Origin of the sequence: Paracraurococcus ruber (assembly GCF_004353985.1) — a bacterium.
Taxonomy (GTDB): domain Bacteria; phylum Pseudomonadota; class Alphaproteobacteria; order Acetobacterales; family Acetobacteraceae; genus Paracraurococcus; species Paracraurococcus ruber.
In genome coordinates, this window is the sequence record NZ_SMOA01000020.1 from 1 (window position 1) to 17,928 (window position 17,928).

Consider the following 17,928-nt stretch of genomic DNA (forward strand, 5'->3'; position numbering starts at 1 on the left):
GCAGGACAGCATCCGGGCGGCCGGGGCGCCCGGCCCGGCCAGCGCCAGCGTCCCGCGTGCCCCCGTGCCCGCGCCGGCGCGGAGGCGGCGGTCAGCCATCGGCCCGCCAGCGCCGCTCCGCCGCGTCCCAGGCCGCCAGGGGCTGCAGGTCCGGCACCCAGGCGAGACCCGTCTTCGCGTCGGAGGACACCGCCTCCGGCGTGACGACGGCGTCGATCAGCGCGGGCCGGTTCGCCATCGCGCGGGCGATGGCGGGGCCCAGCTGCTCCGCCGTTTCCACCCGCTCGGCATGCATGCCGAAGGCGCGGGCCATGGCCGCATGGTCGGCGAATTGCAGCCGGGTGCCGACCACCTTGCCATGCGTCACCTGCTGGTCATGCACCTCGATCTGCCAGGCGCCATTGTTGGCGACGATGATCAGCGGCCGGGCGCCATGCCGTACGGCGATGTCGAGCTCGATGGCGTTGAAGCCGAAGGCGCCGTCGCCGGTCGCCACGACCACGGGCCGGTCGGGAAAGGCCAGGCTGGCGGCGATGCCATAGGGCACGCCGATGCCGATGCAGCCGAAGGGACCGGGGTCCAGCATCGACGGCGCCGACAGCCCGACCCGCGCGAAGCTGAGGAAATCGCCGCCATCGGTGATGACGATCGCATCCTCCCCCAGGGCGTCCTGCAGCGCGGCCAGCACGCGGTTCGGATGCAGGCGGCCGTCGCCGCCATTCGGCGCCGCGGCCATGGCATGCCGCAATTTCGCCGCGCGCTCCGCATGGCCGGCGCGCAGCCGCGCCGCCCAGTCGAGGTCCAGCGCCGGGGACCGGTTGCCGGCCGCGTCGAGCAGGGCGCGAAGCGCCGGCGCGGCGGAAGCCAGGATTTCCGGCGTGCCGCGGCGGTTGTCGCGCAACTCCCCCGGCACGTCGCTGATGCGGATGAAGCGGGCATCGCCGAACACCGCCGGCGAGCCATAGGCCAGCTGGAAATCCAGCCGCCGGCCCACCGTCAGCACCACATCGGCATCGCCCATGACGGCGCCGCGCATGGCGGCGACCACCGAGGGGTGCGAGTCCGGCACCAGGCCGCGGCTCTCGCCGGTGTCGAGATAGGCGGCGCCAAGCCGATCGAGCAGCGCGGTCAGCTCCGCCCCTGCCCCGCGCGCCCCGCGGCCGGAGACGACCAGGACGCGCCGCGCGGACCACAGCGCCTCCACCGCCTCCTCGATCCGCGCCGGGTCGGGCAGCATGACCGGGCGCGGCTTGGGGCGCAGGTGCTCCTCCAGCTGCAGGGCGGCCGGCACGGGCGCCCGCAGCGTGTCGACCGGGAAGTCCAGATAGGCCGGGCCCGGCTCGCCGGCCTCGCCGAAGGCGCGGGCGATCGCCTCGTCCAGCTCCGCCAGCACCAGCGCGGCTTCCCGCACCGTGCGGGCATAGCGGGTGATGGGCCGCAGGAGCTGCGTGTGGTCCAGGTCCTGCAGCCCGCCGCGATTCTCCTGCGCGCGCGGCGCCGTGCCGGACAGCACCAGCACCGGCGCGCGGGAGACATGGGCATTGGCGATGCCGGTCATCGCATTCGTCACGCCCGGCCCGGCGGTGACCAGCGCGACGCCGAGCGTCCCGGTCAGCTCAGCATGCGCCTGCGCCATGTGCACCGCGGCGCGCTCGTCGCGGACATCGACGATGCGGATGCCCTCGGCATCCAGGCGCATCCAGATCGGCATGATATGGCCGCCGCAGAGCGCGAAGACGCGGTCGACGCCGCGGCGCCTGAGAAGGCGCGCGACCAGGGCGGCGCTGCTGTCGGACGTGACCTGCATCGGGTTTCCTCCTGCGAAGGGGGGCGCGATCCCTCCCACCGCCCCTCAGCCCTGCTGCACCAGCCGCTCCCGCAACACGCGGTGCAGCACCTTCCCGGTGGCGTTGCGCGGGATGTCGTCCGGCGCCACCAGCGACATGCCGCGGGGACGCTTGTGCCCGGCCATGCGCCCGCGGCACCAGTCGAGCAGCGCATCCTCCGTCAGCCCGGCGCCGTCCCGCGGGACCACGACGGCATGCACCCGCTCGCCCCAGCGGGCATCCGGCAGGCCGATCACCGCGACATCCCGCACCCCTGGATGCGTGGCCAGCACCGTCTCGACCTCGGTCGGGTAGACATTCTCGCCGCCGGTGATGATCATGTTCTTCTTGCGGTCGAGCAGCCGGATGTAGCCCCCCGCCTCGCGCACCGCGACATCGCCCACCGTCAGGTAGTCGCTGCGGAAGGCCTCCGCGGTCTTCCCCGGCAGGTTCCAGTAGCCGTCGAAGGCATAGGGCCCGCAGGAATACAGCTCCCCCGGCATGCCGTCCGGCACCTCCTCGCCCGCCTCGTCCAGCAGGCGGACGGGCGCGGAGCCCACCACCTCCCGCCCCACGCTGCCGGCATGGTCGAACTGCTCCTCCGGATGCAGCATCGTCACCCAGCCGGCCTCGGTCGAGCCATAGAGCTCGAACAGGCCGGACCGGGGGAACATCGCCATCACCGCGCGCTTGGTCTCGATGCGCGCGGGGGCGGAGGAGATCAGCAGCTTCTCCACCCGGTCCAGCGCGCCGGCCCGCGCGCGGGCCGCGGTGCTGTCCAGCATCATCTGGTAGTGCGTCGGCACCAGGGAGGTGAAGCTGGCGCCCGTCTCCGCCAGCGTCCGCAGGCAGAGTTCCGGGTCGAAGCTGGCGCGCGAGAGGATGTTCACCGGCGCACCGGCATAGAGGAAGGCCGAGAAGAAATTCAGCGAATTGGCATGGCACATCGGCATGACCAGCAGCGCGCCATCCCGCCGGCGCAGGCCGAATTCCACTTCCGTCATCAGCGCCAGCATCGCCATGCCGCGATGCCCGCGGATCGCGCCCTTCGGGTTGCCGGTGGTGCCGGAGGTGTACATCAGGCACCAGGGATCGCCGGGCGCGACCGGCACGGCCGGCTCGGTCTCCGCCGCGGCGGCGAGCAGATCCTCGTAGCCGCGCCAGCCCGCCGGCACGCGCGCGCCGCCCAGCAGCACCAGCCGGTCGCGCGGCACCGGCAGGTCGGCGCCGATCGCCTCCACCGCGCCCAGCAGCACGTCCTCCGCGATCAGCGCCGCCGCGCCGCTGTCCTCCAGGATGTAGCGGATCTCCGGCCCCACCAGGCGGAAATTCACCGGCACCGCGACCAGCCCGGCCTTGGCGGCGGCGGCATAGATCTCCACCCATTCGATCCGGTTGTGGGCGAGCACCGCCACGCGGTCGCCGCGCGCCAGGCCCAGCCCCGTCAGCGCATTCGCCAGCCGGCAGGCGCGCGCATTCCACAGCGCGAAGCTCATCGCGCGGTCGAGGTCGCGGGCGCCGATGCGCTCCGGCTGCAGGCGGGCCTGGGCGCGCAGCGCCTCGCCCAGCGTGAGGATCGGAGACATGCGGCAGCGGTCAGATGGCGGTGACGCCAAGCTGCTTCAGCATGCCGAGATTGTCGAGCAGCGCCCAATGCTCGGCCAGCCTGCCGTCGCGGATATGGAACAGGTCGAGCACCGCCACCTTCACGGTCCGGCCGGTGGCCGGGATGCCCAGCAGGTCGCCGCCATGGGTGCCGTGGATGGTCAGGCGGACCAGCACCTTCTCGCCCTCCGTGATCACGTCCTCGATGTCGAGGCGCATGTCGGGTATCGCCGGCAGCAGCGCATCGGCCAGCTGTTCCACCCCGGCCGGCCCCACCACCTCGAAGGGCAGGCCGGGATCATGCCGCCGGAAGCCCGGCTCGATATGGTCCCTGAACCAGGCGGTGTCCTTCGCCAGGAAGGCCTTGAAGTAGTCCCGCGCCAGCTGCTTGTTCCGTTCCAGCGACATTCCTGCGTCCTCCCTTGCCCTCACGCCGCCTGCACCGCGAAGCCGGCGCGCGGGACATGGATGTGCACCGCGCCGACACGCGCGTTCTCGTGCCGGATCACCGCCTCCTCCGCATCGGCGCCGACCAGGGTGCCATGGATCGGGTCGCGCCCACGCTCCTCGGCCCGCACCACCACCGCCTGGCCGGCACGCAACCCGCTGGGGTCGCCGTCGGGCGATGCCGGCGGCTCGGGCTCGGCGGCCCGGGCGATGTCCAGCGCCTCGGCGGCCGGCATGTCCCGGCGCCTGCCATGGCCGAGCGCGGCGACGCGCGCCATCCAGCCATCGAGCGGCGCCAGCGGCAGCGCGGCCTCCACCTCCGCCCCGCCATGCTGCCGGGCGAACCACAGCGTATGATAGGCCGCGAGATCGGCGGCGGAGGGCGCATCGCCCAGCAGGAAGGCACGCCCATCGCCGAGCATGCCGGCCAGCCACGCCAGATGCGCATGCATGCGCTGCAGGTTCAGGGCGCGGTCCTGCAGCGAGGCTTCCCTGCTGAAGTCATGCGCCATGAAGGTTTTGCGTTCCTCGATGAAGGCCGGCGGCAACTGGTCGCCGATGACGCAGGTGGCGAGCGAGGCGGCGGGGACGAAGCTCGCCCGCTCCCACCACCAGCCCAGGACCTCCGCGAGGGCGCGCTGGCCACCGGGATAGAGGCTGGGCAGGGGCGCCCGCCGTTCGATGGCGCGCAGGATCAGCATGGTGTCGCAGTAGATGTCGGCCCCGATCTGCAGCACCGGCGCCATGCGGTAGCCGTTGGTCAGCGGCATCAGGTCCGGCTTCGGCGGCCAGACCGGCACCTCCACCGCGTGCCAGTCCAGGCCCTTGAGGCCGAAGGCCAGCCGGACCTTTTCGCAGAAGGGCGAGAGGTCGTACTGGTGCAGGATGAATTGCGTCATGGCGGCGCCTCCCTACAGATAGGGTCGGGTTGCGGCATAGGCCGGCCGGTCGCCGACCTTCGCCCGCAGCGCGTCGAGCGCCGGCAGGGGCTCCACCCAGTGCGCATCGGGGAAGCGCAGCCGCAGGTAGTCCAGCGCCACGACGGTCGTCAGCACCGCGATGTCCGGCACGCCGCCCGCATGGCCGGGCGGGTCGGCGTCCAACGCCCGAAGCCCGGTGACGATGGACCGGCGGCGGCGCAGGCCGACACGGGTCTCGCCCCAATGCGGATCCATCTGGAGCACGCCGATCATGATGGCGACCATCGCATCGATCACGCCCATGGCGCGACCGGCCTGCGAGACGATGCGGTCGAGCGGGCCGTCGAGCAGCGAGGGCTCCGGCACCTTGCGCTCCAGCCACAGCAGGATCAGCAGGCTTTCGGTGATCGGCAACCCCGCATCCGTGATGATGGTCGGCACGCGCGATGCCGGGTTGAGCCCCAGCATCTCGGCGTCATCTGCCCAGGGGTTCAGCATGCGCGTGCCGGACAGGTCGAACCCCTTCTCCGCCAGCGCGATCCGCGCGATGCGGGCATAGGGCGAGGTGGTGTTCGAGAGGATGCGCATCAGAGGCAGGCCTCGAACATCCGCTCCGCCTGCCGCACCGTCATCTTCCGGGCCGAGGGGCAGGCGATGACGGTGTCGTCGCGGACCGAGGCGATGTCGAAGCCCTCCGCCTCGATCCCGGCATAGAGGCCGGGGACGGCGCGTTCCGCCATCTCCCGCACCCGCTGGCGTGGCAGTTGTTCGGGCGTGAAGCGATCGGGGAAGCCGATATCGGCATAGAGCCCGCGGATGCTGTCGGCACAGGCGGCGATGGTCTCGGCGCGGGTCAGGCCGGCGGTCTCCACCTCCAGCGCCTCGGCCAATGGCTTCGCCTTGCCTGGCAGGACCGCCAGGTTGAAGGCCGTGACCTGCGGAAGCAGCACGCCGACGCCATAGGGATGCGGCAGGTCGAGATGCCCTTCCATCGGCAGCGACAGGGCATGCCCATGCCCCAGTCGCGCATTGCCGCAGGCGATGTTCGCCATGCAGGAGGCGACGAGGTTGTCCGCCCGCGCCGCGACGTCATCCGAGTTGATGGAGGCGCGCAGCGAGCCGAATTGCAGCCGTACCGCCGCCAGCGCGATGGCATCCGTGAGGGGGGAGGCGATGCCGCTGAGATAGGCCTCCACCCCATGCGTCAGCGCATCCACCGCCGGCAGCGCCGCGACGCGCATCGGCAGCGAGGCCAGGGTGACGGGGTCGAGGATGGCGGCGTCCGGAAAGCTCAGCGGTCCGCCGCCGAGCAGCTTCAGGTGCCGCTCCTCGTCCTTCACGATGGTCCACTGCGAGACCTCGGAGCCCGACCCGGCGGTGGTCGGCACCATGATCATCGGCAGCGCCTTGCGGTCGAAGCGGCCGACCCCCGTGCAGTCGCGCATCGGCTTCTGGTTGGTTGCGACGATGGCGATGCCCTTGCCGGTGCACATGACCGACCCGCCGCCGATGCAGACCACGCCGTCGATCCCGTCCCGCCGCACGCGCGCGCCCTGGTCGTCGATATGCGAGCAGCGGGCGTCGATGCCGCATTCGTCGAAGCGCGCCACCCCGATCCCGGCCTCCCGAAGCCCCGCCAGCGCGTCGGCGTGGAAGCCCTGGCGGGAGATGACCGGGTCGGACACGACCAGCACGCGGGTCATCTTGAGGTCGCGGGCCAGGGCGCCGATGCGCGCCAGCGATCCCTGGCCCGCCACGATGCGGGTCGGCATGTAGAAATTGGTGATCATGGGACGCTCCCTCCGCCCGACTGCGCGGCGTTGCCGCAGCAGTAGCCGATGCGGCGGGGCGCGGGCCAAGACCGATTTGCGCTGGCCCGCATAAGCCGGCGCTATGGCGGATCCAGCAGCCTTGCGGAGGTCCAGGCGCCCGAGGCGACCAGGCCGCGCATCACCGAAACGCAGAGCCGTTCCACCGCCTGCGCCGCGCGCGACAGCGGCCGGTCCGTCGGCCGCGCCAAGTGGACGGTGCTGAGCAGCGGCGGGTCCAGCCGCCAGGCCCGCAGCCGGCCTTCCGCCACCTCCGCCTGACCCGCATGCGCCGGCAGCAGGGAGAAGCCGAGCCCGCGCTCGACCAGCAGCTTCAGGCCAGGATAGGCATCCAGCTCGAAGCCCGGCACCAGGGCGACGCCCTGCTCCGCCGCGGTCTGGTCGATCAGCAGCCGCAGGCCCTGGCCGCCGCTGGGCAGCACCATGGGCAGCCCGGCGCAGCTCGAGAAGGGCAAGGGGCCAGCCGGCAGCGCGGCATCGGGATGACCGAAGAGCAGCAGTTCCTCGGTCAGCAGCGGCAGGCTGGACAGGCCCCGGTCCTCCACCGGGCGGAAGGTCATCGCCAGGTCCATGCGCCCCTGGCGCAGCCAGTCCAGCACATAGCCGCTCATCGCCTCCGCCACGCAGAGCGTGACCTTCGGCGCCTGGTCTCGCACCGCGAGGATGAGCGGCACGGCGAGGATCTGCCCGACGCTGCTGGGCAGCCCCAGCCGCACCTCGCCCGCCGGTTCCGCCGCATTGCCGCGCACCTCCTGCTGCGCCGCCTCGACCTGGTCGAGGATGGCGCGGGCGTTGCGGAAGAGGATCAGCCCCGCCTCGGTGGGCTGCACGCCGGTGGGGGTGCGGAACAGCAGCGGGGTGCCAAGATCCGCTTCCATGTTCCGGACATGCATGGACAGCGCCGGCTGCGCCACGTTCAGCTGCATGGCGGCGCGGGAGATCGAGCCGCTCTGCACGATGGACACGAAATACCGCAGCTGCCTGAGGTCCAAGGCCGCCCTCCCCGAGACGGTTCGCCCGGGGGCCGCTGCCGGCGGCGCCCCCTGGCTCATAGTGGCCGGATATGGGACCGCCAGCAAAAATGTATTGGCCGCGCAAGCGCCGGCCGCGCGAAGGATCCGGCCGGCACCGGGCCCGCTTCCCGGAACCACCAAGGCGTCCGGCACGGACCGGGGGCCGCAAGAGGGAACGGAGACCCACCATGACGCTCACCCGCTCGGACTTCCTCAAGGCCATGGCCGGGCTCCCGGTCCTCGGGAGCCTGCCGGCCCGCGCGCAGGGCCAGGCGCAGCCCTTCCGCATCGGGATCGTGGAGGACCTGTCGGGCACCTATTCGGGCAATGGCGGTCCCAACACCGTGCTTGCGACGCGCATGGCGGTCGAGGATTTCGGCGGCAGCGTCCTCGGTCGGCCGATCGAGGTGGTCGCCGTGGACCACCAGACCAAGCCCGACCTGGGATCCAGCCTGGCGCGGCAACTGGTGGACCAGCGCGGCGCCTCCGCGCTCATGCTCGGCGGCTCCAGCGCGGTCGGGCTGGCGGTGCAGAATTTCGCCCGGGAGCGGAAGGTCAGCACGCTCGTCACCGGCAACTACGCGGCGTCCTTCTCCGGCCGTGCCTGCTCCCCCTATGCCACGCAATGGGCGGTCTCGACCGGCGAACTCGCCGGCGCCATCGCGGAAGGCGTGGTGAAGGCCGGCGGCAACAAGTGGTTCCTGCTGGTGGTGGACTATGCCTTCGGGCACGACCTGGCGAATGACGCGACCCGCGCCGTGCAGGCGGTGGGAGGCAATGTGGTGGGCCAGGTCCGGCACCCGCTGGCGACCGCCGACATGTCGGCGCCGTTGCTGCAGGCCCGCGCCTCCGGCGCCAATGTCGTGGCACTGGCGAATGCCGGGCCGGACCTCGTGAACTCGGTCAAACAGGCGAAGGAATACGGCATCCGCAATGTCACGGCGATGCTGGTCTTCGTGAACAACGTGGTTGCGATGGGGCTCGACACGGCGCAGGGCCTGCGCTTCGCGGTGAACTGGTACTGGGACCTGAACGACGCGACGCGGGGCTTCGCCCGGCGGATGATGGCGCGCAACGGCAATGTCGTGCCCGATATGGGCCATGTGATGGGATACATCTCGACCCTGCACTACCTGCAGGCGGTGGCGAAGGTCGGGTCCGACGATGCCGCATCGGTGAACCGGGCGATGCGCGACCTGCCCTTCACCGACGGCATGCTCAGCAACCCCCGCATCCAGGTGAATGGGCGCGTGGTCAGCGACCTCTACCTGGCCGAGGTGAAGCGCCCAGCCGAGTCCCGCTCGGCCGCCGACCTGTACCGCATTGTCGAGACCATCCCCGGCGACAAGCTGTTCCTGCCGGCGGAGAGGAGCGGCTGCGTCCTGCAGACGACCTGATCCAGTCCTCTGGCCGTATCGCCCTTCGGCGCGCGCCGGCTTCGGAGGGACGATGCTCGCCTGCCCGGCCGACGCAGGCCGGCGTGCCGGTGCGTGCCTCGAGGAGTGCGACTATGCCTCGCCGGGGCGTGGCAGCGGCAGCGCCGTGCCACCCGGCGCCGCCGGGGATGCTCAGGCGTCGCGCCCAAGGCCCGGCCGGCGCGACGACGACATGCTGACCGGCATGCCATGCCTGCCCGGGTCGGGGCCGAAGGTCGCCTCCCGGGCCGATGGCATCCGGCGCGCCGGTCCGGCAGCCCCGATGCCTCACGATGCCACCATCGATCGGCCCGGCTTCGCCATGGGCCGGCGATCCTGGTCGGGGCGCCATCCTGCTCGGCGTCCTCTGCTCTGGACCCCGCTCGACGGCGCCCGGGGTGGCCCGACCGAAGGTGCCGCGGGGCGTGATCCATCCGACCAACGATCGGCGAGCCCTCGCGACAGGCACGTTTTCGTCAAAAGGGTCGGCGTCACGCCGGGACGCCACGCGGCCAGTGACCGGCGCCCGGGCAGGGTAGCCAAGCCAGGACCCTGATTGATTCCTGCCGCGGTGATGGATCTGTCCATCCCGCCCCGGACGCCCTTCCTGTAGCCCTCGCCGCAGTCCGTCCGGCGCGAAGCCATCCCGTGCCCGCGTCGCCGCGCGGCAGCCACCCCTGGGCCGGGCGAACACGGGATCAAGATGGGCACCGCCTGCCGCTTGCCGTCACGGCGGATTGGGCGCCGCGCTCCCGGCATGATGGGCTCCGGCGAACCTGATGCGCCGATATCCGCCCTCGGCCGACGGGGGCGGGTCGCCGGTCGAAAGAGGCACCGGCCGACTCCTCGATCCGCACCGCTTGGAACACCTTCCGCAGCGGTTCGAAGAAATCGGATTTCGTTCTTCTGTGCGCGGCGTGCCGAAAAATGGCTCCCCTGCCCGGAGAGGACCAGGTCGACATGCCTCTGCTCCCTACCGATCCCTATCTGGCCACTGGAAAGCAGTGGAACCTCGGCGCGGGAAAGGCCGGCATCAATGCCGTCGGCGCCTGGACGTTCGGCTACACCGGCGCCGGCATCCGCGTTGCAGTGATCGACAATGGCTTCAATCTCGACAATGCGGACCTCGCGCATTTCGATCGCGCGGCCAGCTACGACGCCTATGCCGGCGGCAGCGACATCTACGCAGCATCGTCGCATGGCACCGCGGTCGCCAATGTGCTGGGGGCTGCCGCCGATGGCACCGGCATGGTCGGGGTGGCCTACGACACCACGATGGTCGGCGTGAAGCTCACCTTCGGGGCAGGCATGGCGCAGTACTACCGGGCACTCGACCACGCCTGGAACACCGCCGACATCACCAGCATGTCCTGGACCTTCGGCGCCTGGGGCGATCGCGGCCTGCTGGACAGCAACCTCTACCAGGGCACCGCCTTCGCACGGAACGGCTATGGTGAGATCTGGGTCGTCGGTGCCGGCAATGAGCGCGCGGCAGGCGACAACATCAACCTCCACGCCTTCCAGAGCTCGCAATACGTGATGGCGGTCGGGTCCACGGACATCAACGGCAGGGTCTCCGCCTTCTCCACGCCCGGCGTCGCCCTGCATGTCGTAGCCCCGGCCGAGACCATCGTGACCTCCTGGGACACGGCCATCGGAACCGGGACGGGCACCTCCTTCGCCGCCCCGACGGTCAGCGGCGTCGCGGCTCTCATGCTGCAGGCCAACCGCTACCTGTCCTGGCGCGCGGTGCAGGACATCATCGGCCTGACGGCCCACAAGACCGATGCCGCCGATGCCAACTACCTGATCAACCACGCCCGCGACTGGAATGGCGGCGGCATGCACCACAGCGCGGATTACGGCTTCGGCCTGGTCGACGCCGGCGCAGCGGTGCGGCTGGCGGAGGCCTATGTCAGCAGCTACTGGGGCAATCCCTATCCCGGCATTTCCCGGAGCGTGGGCGCAACCCTGAAGGCGGACTTCGCCGATACCGCCATCTTCAGCGGCATGCGGGTCGAGAAGGCGATGCTGACCATCAGCCTGGGGTCGAATGATTGGGGCGACTATCGGATCAGCCTGGTCAGCGCGCAGGGAACCGAGAGCGTCCTGATCGACCATGCCCTGGTCAACGCGTCCACGGGCACCGTCTGGACCTTCACGTCCGAACAATTCTGGGGTGAGGACGCGGCCGGCGGATGGACCGTGAAGATCCATGACCACGACACGGCGGACACGACCGTGCTGAAGTCCTGGTCGCTCCGCCTGTCGGGCGAAAACTATGGTCCCGACACCCAGTATGTCTTCACCGACGAGTTGTCGGCCATGCTGAAGGCCGATCCTGCACGCGGGATCATCAAGGATGCCGGCACCGGCTATGACACGCTGAACTTCTCCGCCGTGTCCGGAAAGCTGGCATTCAGCCTGGCGCTCGGCGGCACCCTGACCAATGCGGACGGATCGGTCGCGTCGCTGTCCATCAGCGGCGGGACCGCCATCGAGAACCTGTTCGGCGGGGCCGGCGATGACAGCCTGAGCGGCACTTCGGCGAACAACGTCATCCGCGGTGGCTATGGCAACGACACGATGTCCGGCTCCGGCGGCAACGACATTTTCGTCGAGGGCCGGAATTCCGGACGCGACGTGATCATGGACTTCTCGGCCGGCGACAAGGTCTGGCTGACCGATGGGGTCGGCCTTTCCGCCATATCCGGGAAGATCGCGTATCTCTCCGATGGCTCGATGGTGCTGTCGGGCAGCGGCTATCTCTGGAAGGCGACCGATTTCACGCAGGTCAGCGACTGGTTGCACAAGCTGCCCCATTCGGACTCGCCCTTCGCCTGATGCGCCGGCCGCCGGGCAATGCCACCATGCCCATCCCGGCCAGGGCGGCTTACCCGCCGGCCGGAGCGGGCCGCTCAGCCTGCGGGTGCCTGAGGGTGTTGTCGTCCCGCCTGCGGGCGGGGCTTCGGGACGATCGAACGCGCTGCAGGCGGCAGTGCGTCATGGCGGCGGCGCGCTTCGGGTTAGGCGCGTCGCGGGCAGTCCGTCGTCGCGCCGTGACGCGCTCGATCGGAGAACCCTCCTGGCGATGCGCCGCTCCAGCCAGGCGCTGGACAGACTGAGTCCCGACCGGCAGCAGCGCCCTGCGGAAGGGGACGCTGGCGGAGATGGCTGGGATGGTGGGGGCTGCGGGCATCGCGGCAACCCGGCGCGCCGCCGCGAGACGCGGCGGCCGCCTGGCCATGGGTCGGGCCGGGCAGCCAGGCCGCGGCGCCCCCCGTCCCGCGACCTGGGCACCGGCACGCCCGGCCGCTTGCCCTCGCCTTGAAGGCGACCGCGTCGCGCACCGATCGCGCGGCGACGAATATCGGCACTTCGCTCCGGACGACGGCGCAGGGATCAGGGATCGGTCGGCCGCCATGCGCCAAGGCGGGCTGGTGCATCGCGCCACGTCCCGCCTCGCCGGGCCGGTCGCCGGCATCACATATCGGCGCGCACCAGCACGACCCCTTCGGGACGCAGGGCGGCCCGCGCGTCGTCACCGGCCTGCCAGGTCGGTCCGGCACTCGGCATGATGGCCAGCAGGTCGCCGATCGGCGTGGCAAGCCGGTACTCGATCTGCGCGCCCATATAGGTCGCGCGGCGGACTGCCGCCGGCAGCGGGCCATCCTGTGCAAGGCGCACGGCCTCGGGACGAAGGATCAGGTCGCAGGGCCCCATGGGCAGGCCGCGGTGCGGCAGCCGCATTTGCAGGGGACCAGCCGCGACCGTCGCCAGCGGCCCCTCGATCGCCTCGATCATGCCGCGAACATGGTTCGCCTCGCCCATGAAGGTGGCGACGAACACGGTATCCGGTTGGACGTAGAGTTCCATCGGCGTGCCCGCCTGCGCGATCCCGGCATTGCGCATGACGACGATGCGGTCGGACACCGCCAGCGCCTCGCCCTGGTCATGCGTGACATAGACCACCGTGACGCCCAGCCGCTGCTGCAGCGCCCGGATGTCGTCCCGCATCGACCGTCGCAGCCGGGCATCCAGGTTCGACAGGGGCTCGTCGAACAGCAGCACCTCCGGCTCCAGGACCAGGGCCCGGGCGAGCGCCACGCGCTGCTGCTGGCCGCCCGACATCTCGAAGGTCTGGCGCGGGCCGAAGCCCGGCAGGCCGACGCCGTCCAGCGCCGCTTCCGCGCGCCGCGCCGCCGCCCGACGCGACAGGCCGGAGGAGACCAGCCCATAGGCGACATTCTCCAGCACCGTCATGTGCGGGAAGAGCGCATAGGACTGGAAGACCATGGAGACGTTCCGCTCACCCGGCGGCAGGTCGGTGACGTCGCGCCCGCCGATCAGGATGCGGCCCTCGCTCGGGGCCTCCAGCCCGGCGATCATGCGCAGCAGCGTGGTCTTGCCGCAACCGGAAGGACCCAGCAGCGTGACCAGGGTGCCGCCCTCCACCACCAGGTCGAGCGGCTTCACCGCCTGCACCGTGCCGTAGCGCTTGCCGATGCCGCGGAACTCGATGCGGGCGGGGGTCATGCGCGGCCGGCCACGGGGGCGGCGACCACCGGCGCCCGGCGGCCCAGGCGACGCTGCCCGACCAGCAGCTGGATCAGCGCGATGGCGCCCGCCATCAGCAGGATCAGCACGGCGCAATAGGCGATCGCCAGGCCGTAATCGCCGTTGATGACGCGGTTGATGATGAAGACGGTCGCCATCTCATGCTCCGCCGAGACCAGGAAGATGGCGGCCGAGACGGTCGTCATCGCCCGCACGAAGGAATAGACCAGCGCCGTCACGATGGCGGGCCGCAGCAGCGGCAATACCACCGTGCGCAGCACGCGGAAGGTGGACGCGCGCAGGGTCAGCGCCGCCTCGTCCAGCGAGCGGTCGATCTGGCTCATCGCCGCCACGCCGGTCCGGACGCCGACCGGCAGGTTGCGGAAGACGAAGCAGGCGACGAGGATCACGGCGGTGCCGGTGATCTCCAGCGGCGGGATGTTGTAGGTGAGGATGTAGGCCACGCCGATCACCGTGCCCGGCACCGCGAAGGTGAGCATCACCGCGAATTCCAGCGCGGTCCGGCCAGGGAAGCGGTGGCGCGACAGGATCCAGGCCGCGAGAAGCCCGAGAAGCGCGGTCAGTGGCGCGGCGATGGCCGCCAGCTCGACGGTCGTCGCCAGCGACGACCAGGCGCCGCCGGTGAAGAGCAGCCTGCCATCCGCCGTCCGTTCCAGCGCGAAGGCGCGCAGCAGGTGGGACAGGGTCGGCGTCCAGTCGCGCCCCCAGACGCGGACGAAGCCGCCGGCCAGCGCCATGGCGTAGACCGTGACGGTCAGCGTCGCCCAGGGCAGCGCGACGCCGTGGCAGAGCCGGCGGACCAGGGGCGGCAGCGGCGCCGGGATGCCGGCATCGCCCTTGCCGGTCATCGAGACATAGGAGCGCCGCCCCAGCACCGCCCGCTGCAGCAGGAAGGCGCCGAGCGCCAGCGCCAGCATCACGCCGGCCAGCGCCGCGGCGCGGCCGAAATCCTGCTGCGCGCCGACCACCGCGAAGAAGATCTCCGTCGACAGCACGCCGGTCGAGCCGCCGAGGATGATCGGGTTGCCGAAATCCGCCAGGCTTTCCACGAACACCACCAGCCAGGCATTGGCCAGGCCCGGCCGCATCAGCGGCAGGGTCACCGTGCGGAAGCCGCGCAGGCGGCTGGCGCGCAGGACCTGGCTGGCTTCCTCCATGGTCGGCGACACGCCCTCCACCACGCCGATCAGCACCAGGAAGGCGGTGGGGGTGAAGGAGAAGACCTGCGCCAGCAGCATGCCGTCGAAGCCGTAGATCCAGCGGCCGAGCTGCAGGCCGAACCAGGCATCCGCCGCCTGGTTGACGAGGCCGGAGCGGCCGAAGATCAGGATCAGCCCAAGCCCGATGACGAAGGGCGGGGTGATGATCGGCAGCACGGTCAGCAGCCGCAGCGCCCGCCGGGCCGGGAAGCCGGTGCGCGTCACCACCAGCGCGAAGCAGAGGCCGAGCGCGGTCGCGGCCGTCGCGGTGGAGATGCCGAGCAGCAGGGTGTTCCAGAACACGCCGCAGCCGCCGCCCGCGAGGCAGCCCAGTCCCCAGATGCGGCGATCGGCGATGCGCTCGCCCAGCGCGGCCCAGGCCGGCAGGTCCTCCCGCGGGGTCAGCACCTGCGCCAGCATGGTCGTGACCGGCCAGGCAGTGAAGACGAGGATGCAGAGCGCGAGCAGCCCGACCCCGCCGGCGACGAAGCGGTCGCCGCGGAACAGCCCGCGCCGCGCCAGCCCGCCGGTCAGCAGGAAGAGGAAGCCGAGCAGCGTCACCGTGCCGCCGAGGCCGATGCCGAATTGCCGGTCCTCCAGCGGCCCGAAGGCGCCTTCCAGCCAGGCCCAGCGCCAGCCCTGCACGCCGATGGCAAGGCCCTGGCCGATGACGGCGGCAAGGCCGAGCGCGCCGGCCGCCACCTGCCAGCCGGCGGCGCCGCGCAGCCCGGGCAGCGCCAGGATCAGCGCCGCCGACACCGGCCAGAACCACCAGCGGCCATGCGCCACGGCCTGCCAGAGCGCCGATGCCGCCTCGGCATCCTCCGCCCCCCAGGCCCACAGGCCGGCCAGGGTGACGCCGTCCTGCTGCATGTTCCAGGGCAGCAGGGCGGTGCCGAGCAGCGCCGCCAGCCAGCAGGGGATGGGCCCGCGCATCAGCGCGGCAGGGCGCCGATCTCGCGGTCCCAGCGTTCCAGGATCCGCCGCCGCATCCGTGCCTCGCCATAGGTGGCGACGTCGTAGTCCACCAGCCTGATCCTGGTGATGTCTGGGATGCGCGGGTCCGGCGCTGCGCCCCGGTGCGCCGGCACATGGTACTGGTTGGCCTTCAGGCCGATATCCATCGCCGCCGGCGTCAGGTACCAGTCCACGAAGCGCCGCGCCTGCGCCAGGTTGCGCGCGCCGCGGATGATGGACAGGCAGGCCACCTCGTAGCTCGTCCCTTCCTCGGGGTAGGTGATGCCGACCGGGAAGCCCTGCTGCACCAGGCTTTCCGTTTCCATGTTGAAGGACACGGCGATCGCCGTCTCGCCCCGCGCCACCGCCTGCACCGGCGCGGCGCCAGAGCGGGTATAGGCATTCACGTTGCGGTTCAGCTCGCGCAGATAGGCGAAGGCCCGGTCCTCGTCCCAGAGCTGGATGAGGCCGGCAATGATCGTGTAGGCGGTGCCGGAGGAATTCGGGTTCGGCAGCTGGATCTCGCCGCGATAGGCGGGCTTCAGCAGGTCCGCCCAGCTCTGCGGCACCGGCAGGTTGCGCCGCGCCAGCACCTCCCGGTTGAAGACCAGGCCGATGGCGCCGGTGGACACGCCGACGCACATGCCCTTGGCCATGGCATGGACCTTCTGCGCCCAGGGCTGCAGCTCCGCCATGTTCGGGGATGCGTAGGCCTGCAGCAGGCCCTGCTCGGCCGCGGTCAGGTGGGTCTCGGCAGACCCGCCGAACCAGATATCGGTGCGCGGGTTCTGCGCCTCGGCCCGCAGCTGCGCCAGGATCTCGCCGGAGGATTTCCGCGCCATGGAGACGCGGATGCCGGTGTCGCGCTGGAAGCCGGCGGCGATCGCCTCGCACCAGTCGGCGGCGGGGGCACAGAGCATGTTGAGGCTGCCCTGCGCCGTGGCGGGCAGGGACGTCAGGAGGGCCAGGACGAACAGCAGGCGGTGGATCATCGCGGCCGGGCTCCCACCTCGCGCTCCCATCGCTCGATCAGCCGGCGGCGCTCCGCGCTGCGGCCGTAGCGGGCGAAGTCGTAGTCGATCAGCCGGATTTTCGTCAGGTCCGGCGCGCCGGGCGGCAGCGGGGCATCGCGGTTGGACGGCGTCTGCAGCTGCCCGCCCGCCTCGAACCCCAGGCGCTGCGCCGGGGCGGTCAGGGCCCAGTCGTAGAAGCGCCGCGCCTGCGCCAGGTTGCGGGCGCCGCGGATGATGGACATCGACCCGATCTCGTAGCCCGTGCCTTCGCAGGGCGTCGCCCAGGCGACGGGAAAGCCGGCATTCCTCTCCGTCACCGCGTCGTGGACGAAGGAGATGGAGAGGCCGGTCTCGCCACGCGCCACGGCCTTGATGGGGCCGGTGCCGGAGCGCGCGTAGCTGTTCACATTGGCATGCAGGCGCCGCAGGTAGCCGAAGGCCTCGTCCTCTCCCATCAACTGGACGAGGGTGGCGATGACGACATAGGCGGTGCCGGAGGAGGCGGGGTTCGCCACCTGGATCTCCCCGGCGAAGCGCGCCTCGGTCAGGTCGGCCCAGCAGGCCGGCGGGGTGATCCCCTTGCGCGCCAGAAGCTCCGTGTTGATGCCGAAGCCGATGGCGCCGGCATAGATGCCGATGGCGCGGCCGCCGGACTGCTGCCACTGCGCCTGCGCCCAGGGCTGCAGGGCGGCGCTGTTCGGGCTTTCATAGGCCTGGGTGAGGTTTTCCTCGGCGGCGGCCAGATGCGGGTCGCCGGTGCCGCCGAACCAGACATCGGTGCGCGGGTTCTGCGCCTCCGCCCGGATGGCGGCCAGCGCCTCGCCCGAGCCGCGCTGGGTCATGTTGACGCGGATGCCGGTGTCGCGGGTGAAATTCGTGGCGGCGGCCTGGCACCATTCCACCTGCACGGAGCAGGTGAGGTTCAGCGCGCCCTGCGCCGCCGCCGGCGCCGCCGGACCCAGCGCCACCGCGCCACACAGCACCATGCCCAGACCCGCACGCATGCAGCGTCGCCCCTCCCCCTGGGCGTCAGACCGTCATCGATTTGTCACATAGCTTGGTTCGGCACGCCACCCCGCATCGCCGGGCGGGCCATCGCGTCGCGCGCCGCGTGAAGCAGGGTGCC

At 71.4% G+C, this 17,928-nt stretch carries 13 protein-coding genes; 2 read left to right on the forward strand and 11 right to left on the reverse strand.

Annotated features, from left to right (window positions below; genetic code table 11):
• Positions 1-91: 91 nt before the first annotated feature.
• The 7 genes from E2C05_RS06475 to E2C05_RS06505 all read right to left on the reverse strand — a co-directional run bounded on the left by E2C05_RS06475 (position 92) and on the right by E2C05_RS06505 (position 7,619).
• Entirely contained in the window at positions 92-1,807 is a 1,716-nt protein-coding gene (locus tag E2C05_RS06475) for a thiamine pyrophosphate-binding protein (RefSeq protein ID WP_133218794.1), read from the reverse strand.
• Between the two features lie 45 nt (positions 1,808-1,852).
• A complete protein-coding gene (locus E2C05_RS06480; protein WP_133218795.1) occupies positions 1,853-3,412 on the reverse strand; it encodes an AMP-binding protein in 1,560 nt (519 codons plus the stop codon).
• A 10-nt stretch (positions 3,413-3,422) separates the two neighbouring features.
• Positions 3,423-3,839, reverse strand: a complete 417-nt coding sequence (locus E2C05_RS06485; RefSeq protein WP_133218796.1) for an ester cyclase — start codon at positions 3,837-3,839, stop codon at positions 3,423-3,425.
• Between the two features lie 20 nt (positions 3,840-3,859).
• A complete protein-coding gene (locus E2C05_RS06490) occupies positions 3,860-4,777 on the reverse strand; it encodes a glutathione S-transferase family protein (protein ID WP_133218797.1) in 918 nt (305 codons plus the stop codon).
• A 12-nt stretch (positions 4,778-4,789) separates the two neighbouring features.
• Positions 4,790-5,386, reverse strand: a complete 597-nt coding sequence (locus E2C05_RS06495) for a glutathione S-transferase family protein (RefSeq protein WP_133218798.1) — start codon at positions 5,384-5,386, stop codon at positions 4,790-4,792.
• Positions 5,386-6,588, reverse strand: a complete 1,203-nt coding sequence (locus tag E2C05_RS06500; RefSeq protein WP_133218799.1) for an iron-containing alcohol dehydrogenase — start codon at positions 6,586-6,588, stop codon at positions 5,386-5,388. The genes E2C05_RS06495 and E2C05_RS06500 overlap by 1 nt, the downstream gene beginning before the upstream one ends.
• 101 nt (positions 6,589-6,689) lie before the next feature.
• Positions 6,690-7,619, reverse strand: coding sequence for a LysR family transcriptional regulator (locus E2C05_RS06505; RefSeq protein ID WP_133218800.1), 930 nt, complete (start codon positions 7,617-7,619; stop codon positions 6,690-6,692).
• A gap of 209 nt (positions 7,620-7,828) precedes the next feature.
• Here E2C05_RS06505 and E2C05_RS06510 point away from each other — a divergent pair, with 209 nt between their 5' ends.
• Both E2C05_RS06510 and E2C05_RS06515 read left to right on the forward strand, forming a co-directional pair.
• On the forward strand, positions 7,829-9,037 hold the full coding sequence (locus E2C05_RS06510; protein WP_133218801.1) for an ABC transporter substrate-binding protein: 1,209 nt from the start codon (positions 7,829-7,831) through the stop codon (positions 9,035-9,037).
• A gap of 945 nt (positions 9,038-9,982) precedes the next feature.
• Complete coding sequence (locus tag E2C05_RS06515) at positions 9,983-11,899, forward strand: S8 family serine peptidase (protein ID WP_133218802.1); 1,917 nt, start codon at positions 9,983-9,985, stop codon at positions 11,897-11,899.
• Between the two features lie 639 nt (positions 11,900-12,538).
• Here E2C05_RS06515 and E2C05_RS06520 read toward each other — a convergent pair.
• From E2C05_RS06520 to E2C05_RS06535, 4 genes are read right to left on the reverse strand one after another with little or no spacing between them, the layout of a single operon-like run.
• The gene (locus tag E2C05_RS06520) at positions 12,539-13,591 is read right to left on the reverse strand and encodes an ABC transporter ATP-binding protein (protein ID WP_133218803.1); all 1,053 of its coding nucleotides are present in this window, start codon (positions 13,589-13,591) and stop codon (positions 12,539-12,541) included.
• The gene (locus E2C05_RS06525; RefSeq protein ID WP_133218804.1) at positions 13,588-15,768 is read right to left on the reverse strand and encodes an ABC transporter permease; all 2,181 of its coding nucleotides are present in this window, start codon (positions 15,766-15,768) and stop codon (positions 13,588-13,590) included. Before E2C05_RS06525 ends, E2C05_RS06520 begins: the two co-directional genes overlap by 4 nt.
• Positions 15,768-16,781 (reverse strand): ABC transporter substrate-binding protein, encoded by a 1,014-nt coding sequence (locus tag E2C05_RS06530; protein WP_133218805.1) that lies wholly within the window; start codon positions 16,779-16,781, stop codon positions 15,768-15,770. Before E2C05_RS06530 ends, E2C05_RS06525 begins: the two co-directional genes overlap by 1 nt.
• Positions 16,778-17,806 carry an ABC transporter substrate-binding protein gene (locus tag E2C05_RS06535; RefSeq protein ID WP_240046614.1) on the reverse strand — a complete coding sequence of 343 codons (1,029 nt, stop codon included), beginning with the start codon at positions 17,804-17,806 and terminating at the stop codon, positions 16,778-16,780. The genes E2C05_RS06530 and E2C05_RS06535 overlap by 4 nt, the downstream gene beginning before the upstream one ends.
• Positions 17,807-17,928: the final 122 nt, after the last annotated feature.

Coding starts and splice junctions, on each gene's coding strand:
- E2C05_RS06530 (WP_133218805.1), bottom strand. CDS start 16,781: ATGATCCACCGCCTGCTGTTCGTCCTGGCCCTCCTGACGTCCCTGCCC.
- E2C05_RS06485 (WP_133218796.1), bottom strand. CDS start 3,839: ATGTCGCTGGAACGGAACAAGCAGCTGGCGCGGGACTACTTCAAGGCC.
- E2C05_RS06535 (WP_240046614.1), bottom strand. CDS start 17,806: ATGCGTGCGGGTCTGGGCATGGTGCTGTGTGGCGCGGTGGCGCTGGGT.
- E2C05_RS06495 (WP_133218798.1), bottom strand. CDS start 5,386: ATGCGCATCCTCTCGAACACCACCTCGCCCTATGCCCGCATCGCGCGG.
- E2C05_RS06510 (WP_133218801.1), top strand. CDS start 7,829: ATGACGCTCACCCGCTCGGACTTCCTCAAGGCCATGGCCGGGCTCCCG.
- E2C05_RS06525 (WP_133218804.1), bottom strand. CDS start 15,768: ATGCGCGGGCCCATCCCCTGCTGGCTGGCGGCGCTGCTCGGCACCGCC.
- E2C05_RS06480 (WP_133218795.1), bottom strand. CDS start 3,412: ATGTCTCCGATCCTCACGCTGGGCGAGGCGCTGCGCGCCCAGGCCCGC.
- E2C05_RS06500 (WP_133218799.1), bottom strand. CDS start 6,588: ATGATCACCAATTTCTACATGCCGACCCGCATCGTGGCGGGCCAGGGA.
- E2C05_RS06515 (WP_133218802.1), top strand. CDS start 9,983: ATGGCTCCCCTGCCCGGAGAGGACCAGGTCGACATGCCTCTGCTCCCT.
- E2C05_RS06490 (WP_133218797.1), bottom strand. CDS start 4,777: ATGACGCAATTCATCCTGCACCAGTACGACCTCTCGCCCTTCTGCGAA.
- E2C05_RS06520 (WP_133218803.1), bottom strand. CDS start 13,591: ATGACCCCCGCCCGCATCGAGTTCCGCGGCATCGGCAAGCGCTACGGC.
- E2C05_RS06475 (WP_133218794.1), bottom strand. CDS start 1,807: ATGCAGGTCACGTCCGACAGCAGCGCCGCCCTGGTCGCGCGCCTTCTC.